A 15,567-nucleotide genomic window follows, 5' to 3' on the forward strand; every position below is an offset into this window, starting at 1 on the left:
GAGACACCTCATGAGGTAAAGGCATCCGGGACAGAGGCCAACCCATCAAAGGACTGCCCCCATGAAATTCTTCGTTGATACCGCCGAGATCGACGCCATTGCCGAGCTGAACGACCTGGGCATGGTGGACGGTGTGACCACCAACCCTTCGCTGATCAAGAAATCCGGTCGTGACATTATCGAGGTGACCAAAGAGATCTGTGATCTCGTCGACGGCCCCGTGTCGGCCGAAGTCACCGCAACAGACGCCGAGACAATGATCGCCGAAGGCCGCAAGCTGGTCGAGATCGCAGAAAACATCGCCGTCAAAGTGCCGTTGACCTGGGACGGCCTGAAGGCTTGTAAGACGCTGACCGACGATGGTCACATGGTCAACGTGACGCTGTGCTTTTCGGCCAACCAGGCGCTGCTGGCGGCAAAAGCAGGCGCAAGCTTCATCTCGCCTTTCATCGGTCGTCTGGATGACATCAACCTCGACGGCATGGAAATCATCGAAGACATCCGCACCATCTATGACAATTTCGGGTTTGAGACCGAAATCCTGGCCGCGTCGATCCGTTCGGTGAACCACATCCTGGACAGCGCCCGTATCGGTGCTGACGTGATCACCGCGCCGCCTGCCGTGATCAAGGCGATGGTCAACCACCCGCTGACCGACAAGGGTCTGGACGCCTTCCTGGCGGACATCAAAGCGGCCGACATCAAAATCCTCTGATCTGTCTGGGCGGGGCACTCCCGCCCTTTGTTGCCCGATCAAAGATCGAGCACCTCCGGTTGGGCCGGGCAGCGCGCCTGCGGCGCGCTGCGGTTGCGTCCAGTCGACATCGTTTCGATCAAAACACCAACCACGCCGCGCCCAGCGCGGCGCTGGGCCCAACGGGAGGGGCCAGATCTGTGATCTGGTGCCGACGGGCGGGAGCACCCCCTCCGCACCGGTGGTAAACCGCGCACATGTCTCGACAAATTGCCTGACCTGTTGATTTTTCCATCCGAAACCCGCATTCCCATGCTATAAACCAGCCCAACACAAAAACGAGGCTAGAATGAGCAGCAGCCCGAAACTGGAAAACGCTCTGCGCGAGGCGATCATCGCCAAGCCGGACACGGTGCTTGACGACAAGGACCTGATGCATGCCCTTGTCGCCGCCAATGAGCGGGCCATGGGGGGCAATATCGTCGACCTGCGTGGCATCGCTATGGAGCGGCTCGAAGCGCGTCTGGATCGACTGGAAGATACCCATCGCTCGGTCATCGCCGCCGCATACGAAAACCTCGCTGGTACCAATCAGGTGCACCGAGCCATTCTGCGCATGATGGACCCCACCGACTTTGAAACATTCCTTCGTGATCTCGGCGGCGAAGTGGCCGAGGTTCTGCGCGTTGACGCCATTACCCTTGTGCTTGAATCCGTGCAAAACGACGATGACCCCAGCATTCAGCGCATGGGCGATGTTCTGAGCATCGCCGAACCGGGGTTCATTGCATCTTACCTTGCGAACGGGCGCCATTCCGGACCACGTCAGGTCACCCTAAGACAATTGCACCAGGCATCTTCACAGATCTATGGCACGCGCGCGGATTGGATCCGGTCAGAGGCCTGCCTCAGACTTGATTTCGGCAACGGCCGCCTGCCCGGCATGCTGGCAATGGGCGCCGAAGATCCCCATCAATTTACTCCACAGCAAGGCACAGATCTGCTGTCATTCTTTGCAGGGGTATTTGAGCGTTCCATGCGACACTGGCTTTCATGAACCTGATTTCGCCCGCTTGCCGGGATGCATTGCAGTCCTGGCTGGATGTGCAGCATTCCCTATTGGGTCGTTCAGAAAATACGATTACGGCTTACCAAGGTGATCTTGTTGATTTCATGTCTTTCATGACCCTGCACAAAGGACAAACACAGGGATTGGCTGCACTCAAAAGCATTTCTGTCTCTGATATGCGATCCTGGATGGCACAGACACGGTCATCTGGTGTCGGAGCGCGGTCTCTGGCGCGCAAATTGTCTGCTGTAAAAAGTTTCTACAAATGGCTAGCCGAGCGTGAAGGGTTTGAACCAACCGCTGTTTTGTCCACCCGCGCACCAAAGTTCCAACGCAAGCTTCCCCGACCCTTGGCCGAAGACGCAGCGAAAGCAATGATTGAAACGGTCGAAGTGCAGTCATTGTCGGATTGGGTCGCTGCACGGGACGTGGCCGTCGTCACTCTTCTTTACGGATGTGGTCTGCGCATTTCCGAAGCCTTGTCTCTGCAAGGCAAGGATGCCCCGCTCCCTCAAACCCTTCGCATCACGGGCAAAGGCAACAAGGAACGTGTCGTGCCAGTTATCAATCAGGCCAGGACTGCCGTTGAGACCTATCTCCGCCTCTGTCCGCACCCACGCGAAGCTGACGGCCCGTTGTTTCGCGGTGTCCGTGGGAAAGCCCTGGCACCCCGAGCGATTCAAGCCGTCATGGCCAAAGCGCGTATGCAACTAGGGCTGCCCGCAACTGCCACTCCGCATGCCATGCGTCACAGCTTTGCCACCCATCTTTTGGCCGCCGGAGGAGATCTGCGCGCGATCCAAGAATTGTTGGGGCACGCATCGTTGTCGACGACGCAGGCCTATACCGCAGTGGACACCGCGCATTTAATGGACGTTTACAACCGAGCCCACCCCAAGGCCTAAAGACATAGGTTACGGGGCGATCTATCAAAGAACCCGAGCCAGTGAAGGAACTTTGCCTTACCTTCAATTCCCACTATCAACCGTTTGCAGTTCGATGCGTTTTCAGTCATGACGTGCCTATGACCCCTCAGTTTCGTGCCCTCTCCGTTCACCTGTTCACTGCCACCGGCGCCGTATTTGCCATGCTGTCCATGCTGGCAGCGGTTGATGCCAAATGGGACCTGATGTTTCTTTGGCTTGTGGTTGCTTTTTTTGTTGACGGGATCGACGGGCCTTTGGCGCGAAAATTTGACGTCAAAACCAATGCACCGGAATTTGACGGGGTTCTTCTAGATCTGATCATCGACTATCTGACGTATGTCTTCATCCCGGCGTTTGCCTTGTTCAAATCCGGTCTCATGGACGGTTGGACTGGATGGTTTGCGATCATCATCATCACCTTTGCCAGTGCCATGTATTTTGCCGATACGCGCATGAAAACAAAGGATAACTCCTTTTCCGGCTTTCCTGGGTGCTGGAACATGCTGGTTTTGGTGATTTTCGCGCTTGAGCCGAATTTCTGGGTCAGCCTGGCTATGGTCACTGCCCTGGCTGTGGCCATGTTCCTGCCCTTGAAATTCGTCCACCCGGTTCGAACAGAACGGTGGAGGCCTTTGAGTTTGTCGATGGCATTGGCCTGGACATTCTTTGCTGGGTGGGCCGCCTGGGTCGATTTTCATCCCGAAAGTTGGGCGCACTGGGGTCTGATCGTCACCAGCGTGTACCTTGTATCTGCCGGGATTGCCCAACAGTTGATCCCTGCCAAAAAACCCTAGAACGGATATCGGTCTATCTGAATCGAGCAAAGCGGCCTGAAATCCAAATTCAACCTGTTGCGCGATGTCTTCTGACGCTCAAATAGACCATTTTCGCTTTAGAATACGTCATCAACAACAAAGCTGCGGCCGTTGTGATCAAAACTGTCACCGACTTTGGCGCCGACCATGGCCTTGTAGATCGGGCTTTGCGGAGAGATGCCCATATAAGTTATCCCTTCGACATCGAAACGGGTCGTTGATACAGCGACCACGAAGTTGCGGCGGTTGAATGAAACCACGGCGCCTGGTTGAACTGTGTCGGTCACAGAGAAGTCCAGGTTTTCTATGACATCGATCTTGGCGTGGTGGGCTTGAACCGGCGTATCAAAAGCGGCCGCCAAATCCGCATTCTCACGCGATGCTGCTAGGTCGTCCTTGTCGTGAGTTTCCCGATCATCAAGCTGCGAGTCATGCAAAAACGCTTCGTAATGGGCGATCGCTGTTGCCAGTTCCGCTTCTTCCATGGAAAGCAATTTGTCACGAACAGCTTCCTTTAGTGCCGCGCGGTCTGTGTTCATAATGGCCTCCTTGGACGTTTTTGCGATCACTTACATGCCGTGATCTGGATCCATCTTGCCTTGATCCAAATCAGATGAGCAAGCCCGCCGCCCCTTCGTGACGCAGCAAGGCCACCTTCATTTCCACGCCGCCTTTGCCAGAGAACCCCGTCAGTCCTTTGGCTCCCATAACTCGGTGACACGGAATGATGACGGGGATCGGGTTGCCGCCGCAGCCTTGCCCCACCGATTGGGCCGAATACCCCAAGTCCTTTGCCAATTCGCCATAAGTGCGCGTATACCCGAATGGAATGGCAAGCATGGCGTCGCAGACATCACGCTGCATTTGAGACCCTTCTACGCGCATCGGCAAATCAAAGTTTTCCAGCTGACCCGCGTCGTATGCAGCCAATTGCGCCGCCGCTTCATTCAACAAAGGTGTGGGCGTTCCCTGGTTCTCCCCATCCCAAACCAGCTTGGTGATGGCGCCATCGTCTTCGACGATCCCAAGGCGTCCGAATTGTGTATCAACTGCAATCATGGTCATAGGCACAGGGTTCCAGAAGCCCGGGGCCAAGACAAGTTACTTTTGCTGCAAACGCAACGCATTCACTGTTTTGGGGCAACCTTTGAGCGCGTCATAGCCCGTCATGTCTTCGGCCATCAGCAGAGCGTTCAGGATCGCTTCCTCTGCCGCCTCGATGACGGCCTCGAACAGAGGCGAGCACGCGTCGTTGGCAAGCGGCTCGCTCTTATTGATAGAAAAGGCCAAAGCGTAGTCGCCCGAGCCGTTTGACAGCGCCGAACCTATGCGGGCAAGACCGGCAAAACTTCGAGTCGCCAAACGGGTCAAATTCCGCGGGCACAGAGGCGCGTCTGTCGCAACAATCAATACGATCGAGCCATCTGCATCCGCTTGCGATGTTTCGGAGATATCGCAACCATCTATTCGGAGGGTGCCGCCAAAGTTTGACTGCACCAGCACCCCCACGAGATGATCACCGACAACGCGCGATGACGTGCCTATCCCACCTTTGAGGCCAAAAGAAACTGTACCGGTCCCTGCCCCAACGCAGCCTTCGGTCACGAGGCCACTGGATGCAGCGTCGAGCGCTTGGCGCATTTCGGCAACGGTCGGGCGGGCGGCGCGGATATCGTTGAGGCGACCATCGTTGGTTTCGCCAACAACCGCGTTGATGGACGTCACGAATTCGTTGCCTAGCTGTGCCAGCGTATGTTGAATCAGAGCCTCGATCCCGCGCCCGACAGCCAGGGTGTTGGTCAGCAGGATGGGTGTTTCCAGTTCACCCAATTCCTGCACCTGCGTCACGCCGGCAAACTTGCCGAACCCGTTCAGAACCGACAGCCCAGCACAGGGGCGGTCGGTGAACAGATTGCCGGGATGCGGCAGAATGGCGGTCGCACCGGTGCGGGTGCGCGCGCCTTCGTTCAGGGTGACGTGGCCGACGGCCACCTGCCCCACATCCGTGATCGCGTTCAGCGGACCGGGCGGGAACCGCCCGATCGCAAGCCCCAGATCACGGGCGCGCGGCATCTCAGCTCAGCGCCTCGTCACAGCGACCGCAGACACCTGTGTGGCTATGGCCACCCACGTCTGGCAAGATCTTCCAGCAGCGCTGACATTTGGCGCCATCGGCCTTTTCAAACACCACCGACACGCCGTTGATTTCCGGCACACGGAAGGCCTCGGCCGGGGATGGGTCGCCGGTGATGGTCAGGCCCGAGGTGATGCACAGATCGTTCGCATCGAAGGTTGCCAGAAGATCGCGGGTTTCCTTATCCTCGACATGCACCACCGGCGCGGCCTCAAGGCTGGAGCCGATCACCTTATCGCGCCGCTGAAGTTCCAGCGAAGCGGTCACGGCACGACGCACGCGGCGCACTTTGGCCATGGCCTCTTCCAACTCAACATGGCGCCAGTCGGCAGGCGTTTCGGGGAAATCCACCAGGTGGACCGAACTGTCATCGCCCGGGAACCGCTCAAGCCAGACCTCTTCCATGGTGAAGACCAGAACCGGCGCGAGCCAGGTGGTCAGGCGGTGGAACAGGATGTCCAGAACCGTGCGGGCCGCGCGGCGGCGCAGGGTGTCGCCATCGCAGTATAGCGCGTCCTTGCGGATGTCGAAGTAGAAAGCCGAAAGGTCCACAGTGGCAAAGTTGAAGACTGCGCTAAAGACGCCCTGGAAGTCGAACTTGGCATAGCCCTCGCGCACTTGCGCATCCAGCTCGGTCAAACGGCTCAGCACCCAACGTTCCAGACGCGGCATGTCCGCAGGTTCCACCCGGTCAGCTTCGGTGAAGTCGGCCAGCGAACCCAGCATGTACCGCATGGTGTTGCGCAGGCGGCGATAGCTGTCGGCGGTGCCCTTCAGGATTTCCGGCCCGATCCGCTGGTCAGCGGTATAGTCGGTCTGGGCCACCCACAGGCGCAGGATGTCGGCGCCATATTGCTTGATAACCGCCTCCGGCACGATGGTATTGCCGAGCGATTTGGACATCTTCATGCCCTTCTCGTCCAGCGTGAAGCCATGCGTCACCACGTTGCGGTAAGGCGCGCGGCCCTTGGTGCCACAAGCCTGCAGCAGGGACGAATGGAACCACCCGCGGTGCTGGTCGGTGCCTTCCATATAAACATCGGCGATGCCGTCCTCGGTCCCGTCTTCACGGTCGCGCAGCACGAATGCGTGGGTCGAACCGGAGTCGAACCAAACATCGAGCACGTCGAACACCTGATCATAGGCGTCCGGGTCCGCGATGCCGTCGAGCACCTTGGCCTTGAACCCATCTTCATACCAGACATCGGCGCCGTGCTCCTTGAACTCGGCCTTGATGCGGGCGTTCAGATCGGCGTTGCGCAGCAGGTAGTCGGCATCCGTAGGAAGCGCGCCCTTCTTGGTGAAACAGGTGAGCGGCACACCCCGGGCGCGTTGACGCGACAGAACCCAATCCGGGCGATCCTCGATCATCGAGAACAGGCGGTTGCGGCCCCGCTGTGGGGTCCATTTCACCAGTTCGTCGATGGAGCGCAGGGCCCGTTCGCGGATGCTGTCGCCCATCTCGCCCATGCCGTCGTCAAGCTTGCGATCTACGGATGCAAACCACTGCGGCGTGTTGCGATAGATGATCGGTGCTTTCGACCGCCACGAGTGCGGATAGCTGTGTTTGATCTTGCCACGCGCCATAAGGCCGCCAACCTCGACCAGCTTGTCGATGACGGTCTTGTTGGCGTCACCCTCACCACCCTTGCGGGACAGGATAAACTTGCCACCAAAGAACGGCAGATCAGCGCGGAAAGAGCCATCGTCCATCACGTTGTAGGTGATGACCTGCTCGAGCATGCCCAGATCACGATACAGCTCAAATTCTTCCATACCGTGGGACGGGGCGCAGTGGACAAAGCCGGTGCCTTCGGTGTCGGTCACAAAGTCAGCGGCGCGGAAGTCGCGGATGTCGTCCCATTCGCCATTGCCACCCTCGGCGCCGTGCAGGGGATGCGCCAGGCCGACGCCTTCCAGATCAGCGGTGGGCACATCTGCCACACGGGTCCACTGGTCGTCTTCAAGGCGCGCGCGGCGGAATACATCGGCCGCCAGATTGTCGGCTAACAGGTACTTGTCACCAACACTGACCCAGCATTCTTCGGGCGTGCCGGTCACTTCGTACAGGCCATAGGCGATGTCCTGACCATAGACGACCGCCTTGTTGGACGGGATGGTCCAAGGTGTGGTGGTCCAGATCACGACATTTGCGCCAGCCAACTTGTGATCGGCAGGTTCAGCAACCTTGAACTTCACCCAGATGGTGAAGCTTTCCTTGTCGTGGTATTCCACCTCGGCCTCGGCCAGGGCAGTCTTTTCGATGGGCGACCACATGACGGGCTTCGAGCCCTGATACAAGGTCCCGTTCATCAGGAACTTCATGAACTCATCCGCGATCACCGCCTCGGCGTCATAGGCCATGGTCAGATAGGGATCGGCCCAATTGCCGGTGATGCCGATGCGCTTGAACTCTTCGCGCTGGATGCCCACCCATTCGTCGGCAAAGGCGCGGCATTCGCGGCGGAAGTCCACCACGTTCACCTCGTCCTTGTTCTTGCCCTTCTTGCGGTACTGCTCTTCGATTTTCCATTCGATCGGCAGGCCGTGACAATCCCAACCCGGCACATAGCGCGCGTCATGGCCCATCATCTGGTGCGAGCGCACGATCATGTCCTTGATGGTCTTGTTCAGGGCGTGACCGATGTGCAGGTGACCGTTCGCATAGGGGGGCCATCGTGCAGGATGAAGGGTTTGCGCCCTTCCTTTTCCCGCAGACGGTCATAAACGCCGATCTTTTCCCAGCGTTCCAGCCATGCGGGCTCGCGCTTGGGCAGGCCTGCGCGCATGGGGAAATCGGTCTTGGGCAGATTCAGCGTGTCTTTGTATTCAGGCGTATCGGTTGTCTTGTCGGAGCACATGTGTGGCGTCCTTTGGATATCATCGTGGTGTATGGATCGAAGCGGTCAGTGCGAAGTCTCAAGCACCTTTGCCCGGCGTCTCAAGGGTCAGAGCGCCGGGGATATAATTCGAATAATGATGAGGCTCAGATGGCTCATGCGGGCCTTATAGGGCGCAGCGCGTGGCGGGTAAAGCGCCGAGGAATGTTTGAAATGCCTCAGACCACGATTTCTATCGCATTACCCTTCGGTTTTCGAAAACAACCCACTCAAAGCACCTTTTACGATCCCACGCACTGACGGGCGGTGTCGTTTGGAAAAGGGCAGCGGGCGACAGACCTCCATCGCGGCGACACCAACACGGGCGCTCAGCGCCCCGTTGACCAGCCCCTCGCCAAAACGGCGCGACAGTTTGCTGAGGATTGATCCACCCAAAATTGGTTCCAGCAGGTCGTCACCAACGGCGACGGCCCCGGTGGCCACTAGATGCGAGAACACCGCACGCGTCAGCCGCCAGCTGCCAAAGAACCCCGCCTGCCCGCCATAGATCTCTGCCACGCGGCGGATCATTCGCAAGGAAGCAGCCAAGGCCGTCAACACATCTGCCAGCGCCATGGGGACAAGCGCCGTGACAGTGGCAACTTGCCGGGCAGCTGCCTCGACTTCGCGTTTGGCGGCGGCGTCCAGGGGGGCGAGCATCTCGTCCTCGACCAAACCCAGCAGCGTTGAGGCGTCGAATTGTTCGTCCATCCGCTCGGCCACGCGGTCGCGCCCCCACTGCACGTCATCGCGGCCACGGTAAAAGGCCAGCAGACGTTTCGACACATCCTTGGCCTGGCTCAATTCGCCACTGGCCAGCGCGTCATCTGCCGCGCGACGCAGCCCATCCACGCGAGAGAGGCGCCCAATGGCGGCCAGTTCCTTGATGGCAATCACCACGGTGACCAAGACCAACGCGCCCATCAAGCCGGTCACAGCCCAGCCCAGAAGAGGCACGCGGGTGATCAAGGACGTCACAAAATCCCAGGCCGCGACCGAGATCACCGCGCCCAAAACCGACAAAGCCAACGCCCAGAACCATTTCGCCAAACGCGAAGGTTTGCGCGCCGCAACCCGCGCCGCCATCTGCATCGCCTGCCCTGTTGGGGCGGCAATGTCGGGTACCGGCGGCGCGTCAGCCACCGATGCAGCAGGTTCTTGTTCAAGGTCGATGACGACCGGGCCCTTGGTCATGGGTTTGGCTCTTTCTTGTCTGCCTTTGTCCATAGGTAGGTAACATCGGGCAGGTTTTCATCATTGTCGGCCCCGTCGCCGCAAGCCGTTTCGACAAACCCTTCGCGCCGATAGAACCGTTGCGCGCCCTTGTTGTCCTCGAATGTTTTCAGCACCAGCCGGTCGCAGGCGGATTTGGCAGTATCCAGAAGCTGTGGCCCGATTCCACGACGACGCCCCCGGCGCGACATGTAGAGCGAGCAGATTTCCTCGCCATCGCGCGCGATGAACCCTTCGACCCTGCCGTTCACCTCGGCCACGGTGACCCAGCCCCGGTCGATCATGGTGCCACAAAAGCTGATGGTTTCGGCCAGCGTGTGCAATTCGGGCATCCAGTCGTTGTCCTGAGAAAACTGGTGCAGGATCTCGCCAGTCGTTCCGGCGTCTGTTGATCTGGCGGGTCGGATCGTTGCCATCACAAACGGTCCCCGATCAGGAACTGCACCGCGCGATCAAGACGGATGTGCGGCGGCCCATCACCGGGTTTGAGTGTCAGGGGCGCGGGCGCAAAACTCATCGCCTGGTAATCGCCATCAAGCCAGCCCTCAGCCCCGTCGCGCGCCGGCTGCAACAAATGGGCCGGATCATCAGGCAGGGCACCAGGATAAAGCGCAGCCTGTTTGCCGGTGTCCAGCAGCGTGCCCCGCACACATGGCAGCTCTTGCCCGTTGTGGGGGTGCATTTCCTCGGTCGTTGCGCGCAGCGAGGCAAGCGAGAGCGCTGCCGTATCCGCGCCGGCAAACTGCGCCCGGTCGCGGGCATCGCGGGTCAATGCCTCCATGATCGCGGTCAGTTGCGGGTGTTGCAGGTGGTGCAGATGGTCGGCCTTTGTGGCTGCAAACAGAATTTTCTCAACCCGCTTGCCCATCAGCAGGCTGGTGAGCCAGGCGTTGCGACCGGGGCGAAAGCTGGTGAGGATGTCGGCCAGCGCATGGCGCATATCCTCGACTGCCTTGGGGCCTTTGCTGATCGCACCCAACGCATCAACCAGCACGATCTGCCGGTCGATGCGCGAGAAATGATCGCGAAAGAAGGGTTTGACAACTTGGGCCTTATACGCCTCGAACCGACGTTCCATTTCGCGGTGCAGACTGCGGCGGGTAGACGAGCCCTCCACCGGCAGCGGCGCAAAGGTCAGAACAGGCGATCCAGCCAGATCGCCAGGCAATAAAAAACGCCCCGGCGTGCAGTCATAATACCCAGTGTCCCGTGCGTTGTTCAGGTAAGCAGCAAAGTTTTGCGCCAGAGTTTGCGCCAGTGGTTCGTCATGCGTGGCCTCTGGGTCCACGTTCGACAAAGCAGCCATGTAGTCAGCGGCGCAGCGTCGATCTGCGATCCGATCCAGCGTCTCTCGCGACCAATCGTCAAAGCTGCGCTCCAGCAGCGCCAGATCCAGCAGCCATTCGCCGGGATAATCAACAATATCCAGATGAATGGTGCGCGGTCCCTGTAGGCCGGACAATAACCCGTTGGGTTGCACCCGCAGCGACAGGCGTAGCTCGGAAATGGCGCGGGTGCTGTCGGGCCAATGGGGCGTCGGGCCGGTCAGGGCACCCAGATGCGCCTCGTAGTCGAAACGCGGCACTGTGTCGTCAGGTTGTGGTTGCAGATATGCGGCCTCGATCCGGCCCTCTTGCGCGGCCACAAGCCCAGACATGCGGCCCCGGTCCAGCAAGTTAGCAACCAGCGAGGTGATGAACACCGTCTTGCCTGATCGCGCCAGACCGGTGACACCCAGCCGTATGACCGGTTCAAACAGCGCCTCGGACACCGTGTCGCCGACACTTTCGACACTACGCACCACGCGATCCGCCAGAGATGAGATGACCAAACTTATGTCCTGCCCAAATTGCTTTGCCCCAAGATAGGGGGCCGTCCCTGCCCTGACTAGACTTGTATCGCGCGTCAGGGTACTGCCCGACGCCATGTCACGTTACGCATTGAAAGTCGAATATCAGGGCGCGCCCTTCGCCGGGTGGCAGCGGCAAAAGGAACACCCTTCGGTCCAGGGCGCGATCGAGGCTGCCTTGGCGCGGCTGGAACCCGGCCCCCACACCATCGCCGCCGCCGGGCGCACCGATGCAGGCGTGCATGGGTTGGGGCAAGTGGCCCATTGCGACATGACCAGAGATTGGGACCCCTTCCGCCTGTCTGAGGCGCTGAATTATCATCTGAAACCCCAGCCCGTTGCCATTGTCGCTGCCGCCCGTGTGGACGATGACTGGCATGCCCGGTTTTCGGCCCTTGAGCGGCAGTATCTGTTCCGCATCCTGCAACGACGCGCACCTGAAACCCACAACAAGGGTCAGGTTTGGCGCGTCAATCAGCAGCTGGATGTGGACGCCATGCGCGAAGGGGCTGCGCATCTGATTGGAAAGCATGATTTCACGACGTTCCGCTCGACCATATGTCAGGCCACCAGCCCGGTGAAGACTTTGGACGAATTGAGCATCGAAAAAGTGAACGGCTTCTCCGGCCCAGAAATCCATTTCCACGTCCGTGCCCGGTCGTTCCTGCACAATCAGGTTCGTAGTTTTGTGGGCACGCTAGAACGCGTTGGCGCAGGAAGCTGGTCGCCGGAGGATGTAAAAACCGCTTTGGAAGCCTGTGATCGCGCAGCCTGCGGCCCGGTCTGCCCGCCGCAGGGTCTTTATCTGGCGCGGGTTGGTTACCCGCACGATCCGTTCATTTGATTGGATGCAGCACCAGGGTTTGTAACGCCACGCCCACCGGCCCCTTGGTGTCATAGAGGGTGGAATGGGACATGCCGATGCCGTTGTCGTGCCAATGCGACACCGCCTCTGACGCCAGCCAGTCGCTTTCCGGCTCGCGGTGGATTTGCAGGGTTAAATCGGTGTTCATAAAACCGATCCGTTTGGGCATTTCGTTCATCGACAGCCCGTTGCCACAATCCGCCAAAGCACAAATGGACTGAATCGGCGACTGCTCCTCTCCCTCTATCAGGTTCGGCACGCGCGCCCAGACGGTTTTGGGACCGGGGTCGCGGGACTGGCCTTTGGGAAACACCATCTCGGTAAAATTGCCAAACATCGGCTTGTCGTGGATGCCCGCAATCAGGATCGGCTCACCCTTCTCGGTATCTTCGATCCGGGGGCGTGGAACCTGCGCTGTTGGCACGTCTGAGAGCTCTTTGCGCACCAGATGCATGGTCGTGGCACTGGCGCAAACTGTGCCATCCTCGGCTACCACTTCGATCCGCGTGGTGGTCAGCGTGCGCGAGTCGCGCAGCACGTCGGTGTTGATCTGCAAACCCTGCAACGGCACCGGGCGCAGCACATCGATGGTCAAACGTGTGAGCATTTTCGCATGCCCCGCCGCCGCTTCGGCCGCGCGGGCCACCAAACCCGTGACCGGGCCTGCGTGACAATGATCAGGGGACCAAGGGCCGCGGGCGGGGTCGTTTCCATGAAACACCCCGCCCTCGGTCATCTTGAAATAGGAAAGCTCACGCATCAGGCGTCAGACTTTCTCCTGCGTGTATTTGCGCAGCTCGGTCCGGGCCACCTGACGGCGGTGCACCGCATCGGGACCATCGGCCAGACGCAGGGTCCGCACGTGGGTCCAGGCAATCGCCAGCGGGGTGTCCTGGCTAACGCCTTGACCGCCGAACATCTGCACGGCCTCGTCGATCACCTTGAGCGCGACGCGAGGCGCCACAACCTTGATCTGGCTGATCCATGGCGCGGCGGCGCGTGCGTCACCCTGATCCATGTACCACGCTGCCTTCAGGCACAGCAGGCGGGCCATTTCGATCTCCATCCGGCATTCGGCAATGATGTCATAGTTGGCCCCCAGCTGGGCCAGCTTCTTACCAAACGCCTCACGCTGCAGCGAGCGTTTGCACATACGCTCCAGCGCGATCTCGGCCTGACCGATGGCGCGCATACAGTGGTGGATGCGGCCGGGCCCAAGGCGACCTTGGGCAATCTCGAACCCGCGCCCTTCGCCCAGCAGGATGCTGTCGGCAGGCACGCGCACGTTGGTGAACCGGATGTGCATGTGGCCATGGGGCGCATCGTCGTGGCCATAAACCTCCATCGGGCGCAAGATTTCGATACCGGGCGTGTCGGCGGGCACAACGATCATCGACTGGCGCTTGTGCTTTGGCAGCTCTTCGCCACCCGTCTTGACCATCACGATATAAACCTTGCAGCGCGGATCACCCGCACCCGAGGACCACCATTTCTCGCCATTCAGGACATAGTCGTCGCCATCGCGTACGCAAGCCATCGACACGTTGGTCGCGTCCGAGCTGGCCACATCCGGTTCGGTCATCAGATAGGCCGAGCGAATCTGCCCATCGAGCAGCGGCTTGAGCCACTGTTCTTTCATCGCCTCTGTGCCGTAGCGCTCGAACACTTCCATATTGCCGGTGTCGGGCGCGGAGCAGTTGAACACTTCGGCCCCCAAGGGCGTCTTACCCATCTGTTCGGCGAAATAGGCATATTCGACGGTCGACAGGCCAAAGCCCTTGTCGCTGTCCGTCAGCCAGAAGTTCCAAAGCCCCTCGGACTTGGCTTTGGCCTTGAGCCCTTCGAGGATCTCGGTCTGGCGCGCAGTGTATTTCCAGCGGTCTTCCTTGGCGATCTCATCGTGGTATTCCTGCTCCAGCGGCATGATCTCGTCCTGGATCATTGCCGTGACACGATCCAGCAGTGCGCGGTTCTCGTCCCGCATCGAAAAACTCATATCCATTGAAATCCTCCCTGGCGCCCTCGGGTCGATCACCTGATCGAGACCTGCGCTGAAACTCTAGTCTTTACGTTCAGTCAAAGTGTGGCTTAGCTGCGGCGGGTAAGTCCAGCGGTGTGACGGCACGTCATCGGAAAGTTTGTCGGAAAGGGAATGAAATGGCCTTGTTGATTGATATCGGCATCAGCGGATGGATGACAGAAGAGGAGTTGGCCGAGCAGGTCCGCGCCGCCATGCCCACAGCGGATGTTCGCACAAGCGCCGATGTCGGCAATCCCCAGGACGTCACCATGATGGCCGTGGTCAGCCTGAACGGCGATCGCCCGACCGAGTTTCCGAACCTGCAACTGGTGCAAAAGCTGGGCGCGGGCGTCGAAACCATCGTTAAACACCCCGGCCTGCCCGATCATGTGCGCGTTACGCGTTTGAAGCCCGACGCCCCGGCGCGTGAGATCGCGGAATGGTTCCTCGCCTACATACTGCGAGCGCAGCGCAACATGGACAAACACGACTCGGATCAGGCAATCAGCGTCTGGGGCCCGATTGAGCCCCGGTACACCCCTGATACCGTCGTTGGTGTTCTGGGTCTGGGGCACATCGGCAGCCGATCGGCGGGCATGCTGCGCGACGTCGGCTTTCAGGTCAAAGGCTGGAGCCGTTCCCCGAAGGACATTAGGGGCGTGGATTGTTATCATGGTTACGACGCTTTGCCCGACCTTTTGGGTGAATGCGATTTTGTCTGCTGTATCCTTCCGTCGACGGCGGAAACCGTTGGCCTGTTCGACGCCGAGTTGCTAGCGGCGCTGAAGCCTGGCGCGCAACTGCTCAATGCGGGTCGCGGAGACCTAATTGACGAAGCCGCTTTGATGGCCGCTTTGGATGCAGATCAGTTCGACCGAGCCATCTTGGATGTGGTCAGCGAAGAGCCGCTGCCGTCAGACAACCCACTGTGGAATCACCCAAAAGTAGTGATCACGCCCCATGTTTCGGGTTGGCATCTGGGCGATGCGCTCAAGGATGTGGCCGAGAACTATCGCCGCCTGACAGAGGGCAACGAATTGTTGCACGAAGTCGACCGCGACCGCGGCTATTGAATTGACTGAT

General features: G+C 59.5%; 14 protein-coding genes and 1 pseudogene. 6 read left to right on the plus strand and 9 right to left on the minus strand.

The genetic code is table 11. The features are described 5' to 3' along the window. Window positions 1–61: 61 nt before the first annotated feature. The 4 genes from fsa (at window position 62) to ACZ1HE_RS17700 (ending at window position 3,483) form a co-directional block, all read left to right on the plus strand. Window positions 62–715: a fructose-6-phosphate aldolase gene (fsa, locus tag ACZ1HE_RS17685; RefSeq protein ID WP_108786445.1), complete on the plus strand. Its 654-nt coding sequence runs from the start codon at window positions 62–64 to the stop codon at window positions 713–715. A 328-nt stretch (window positions 716–1,043) separates the two neighbouring features. Further along, window positions 1,044–1,751 carry a DUF484 family protein gene (locus ACZ1HE_RS17690; protein ID WP_472622902.1) on the plus strand — a complete coding sequence of 236 codons (708 nt, stop codon included), beginning with the start codon at window positions 1,044–1,046 and terminating at the stop codon, window positions 1,749–1,751. Next, window positions 1,748–2,668 (plus strand): tyrosine recombinase XerC, encoded by a 921-nt coding sequence (locus ACZ1HE_RS17695; protein ID WP_472622904.1) that lies wholly within the window; start codon window positions 1,748–1,750, stop codon window positions 2,666–2,668. Before ACZ1HE_RS17690 ends, ACZ1HE_RS17695 begins: the two co-directional genes overlap by 4 nt. Before the next feature lie 119 nt (window positions 2,669–2,787). Further along, window positions 2,788–3,483: a CDP-alcohol phosphatidyltransferase family protein gene (locus tag ACZ1HE_RS17700; protein WP_472622906.1), complete on the plus strand. Its 696-nt coding sequence runs from the start codon at window positions 2,788–2,790 to the stop codon at window positions 3,481–3,483. A gap of 98 nt (window positions 3,484–3,581) precedes the next feature. Here ACZ1HE_RS17700 and ACZ1HE_RS17705 read toward each other — a convergent pair whose 3' ends face one another. The 7 genes and pseudogenes from ACZ1HE_RS17705 to ACZ1HE_RS17735 all read right to left on the minus strand — a co-directional run bounded on the left by ACZ1HE_RS17705 (window position 3,582) and on the right by ACZ1HE_RS17735 (window position 11,581). Beyond that, on the minus strand, window positions 3,582–4,043 hold the full coding sequence (locus tag ACZ1HE_RS17705) for a GreA/GreB family elongation factor (RefSeq protein WP_472622908.1): 462 nt from the start codon (window positions 4,041–4,043) through the stop codon (window positions 3,582–3,584). A gap of 70 nt (window positions 4,044–4,113) precedes the next feature. Further along, window positions 4,114–4,569, minus strand: a complete 456-nt coding sequence (locus ACZ1HE_RS17710) for a methylated-DNA--[protein]-cysteine S-methyltransferase (RefSeq protein WP_472622910.1) — start codon at window positions 4,567–4,569, stop codon at window positions 4,114–4,116. Between the two features lie 36 nt (window positions 4,570–4,605). Then, on the minus strand, window positions 4,606–5,577 hold the full coding sequence (locus ACZ1HE_RS17715) for a P1 family peptidase (protein WP_472622912.1): 972 nt from the start codon (window positions 5,575–5,577) through the stop codon (window positions 4,606–4,608). Between the two features lies 1 nt (window position 5,578). Next, window positions 5,579–8,499: pseudogene (gene ileS, locus ACZ1HE_RS17720) on the minus strand (isoleucine--tRNA ligase). A 219-nt stretch (window positions 8,500–8,718) separates the two neighbouring features. After that, entirely contained in the window at window positions 8,719–9,711 is a 993-nt protein-coding gene (locus tag ACZ1HE_RS17725) for a YcjF family protein (RefSeq protein ID WP_472622914.1), read from the minus strand. Beyond that, on the minus strand, window positions 9,708–10,166 hold the full coding sequence (locus ACZ1HE_RS17730; RefSeq protein ID WP_472622916.1) for a GNAT family N-acetyltransferase: 459 nt from the start codon (window positions 10,164–10,166) through the stop codon (window positions 9,708–9,710). Before ACZ1HE_RS17730 ends, ACZ1HE_RS17725 begins: the two co-directional genes overlap by 4 nt. Continuing rightward, complete coding sequence (locus ACZ1HE_RS17735) at window positions 10,166–11,581, minus strand: YcjX family GTP-binding protein (RefSeq protein ID WP_472622918.1); 1,416 nt, start codon at window positions 11,579–11,581, stop codon at window positions 10,166–10,168. Before ACZ1HE_RS17735 ends, ACZ1HE_RS17730 begins: the two co-directional genes overlap by 1 nt. A 94-nt stretch (window positions 11,582–11,675) precedes the next feature. Here ACZ1HE_RS17735 and truA point away from each other — a divergent pair, with 94 nt between their 5' ends. After that, the gene (gene truA / locus ACZ1HE_RS17740; protein ID WP_472622920.1) at window positions 11,676–12,443 is read left to right on the plus strand and encodes a tRNA pseudouridine(38-40) synthase TruA; all 768 of its coding nucleotides are present in this window, start codon (window positions 11,676–11,678) and stop codon (window positions 12,441–12,443) included. On the opposite strand, the gene ACZ1HE_RS17745 is transcribed toward truA, so the two are convergent. Both ACZ1HE_RS17745 and ACZ1HE_RS17750 read right to left on the minus strand, forming a co-directional pair. Further along, window positions 12,436–13,224, minus strand: coding sequence for a thioesterase family protein (locus ACZ1HE_RS17745; protein WP_472622922.1), 789 nt, complete (start codon window positions 13,222–13,224; stop codon window positions 12,436–12,438). The genes truA and ACZ1HE_RS17745 overlap by 8 nt on opposite strands. Window positions 13,225–13,230: 6 nt before the next feature. Next, window positions 13,231–14,466: an acyl-CoA dehydrogenase family protein gene (locus ACZ1HE_RS17750; protein ID WP_472622924.1), complete on the minus strand. Its 1,236-nt coding sequence runs from the start codon at window positions 14,464–14,466 to the stop codon at window positions 13,231–13,233. Window positions 14,467–14,621: 155 nt separating this feature from the next. On the opposite strand from ACZ1HE_RS17750, the gene ACZ1HE_RS17755 reads away from it, so the two are divergent. After that, a complete protein-coding gene (locus tag ACZ1HE_RS17755; protein ID WP_472622926.1) occupies window positions 14,622–15,557 on the plus strand; it encodes an NAD(P)-dependent oxidoreductase in 936 nt (311 codons plus the stop codon). Window positions 15,558–15,567: the final 10 nt, after the last annotated feature.

Source organism: Falsiruegeria sp. JB4-1 (assembly GCF_055693495.1).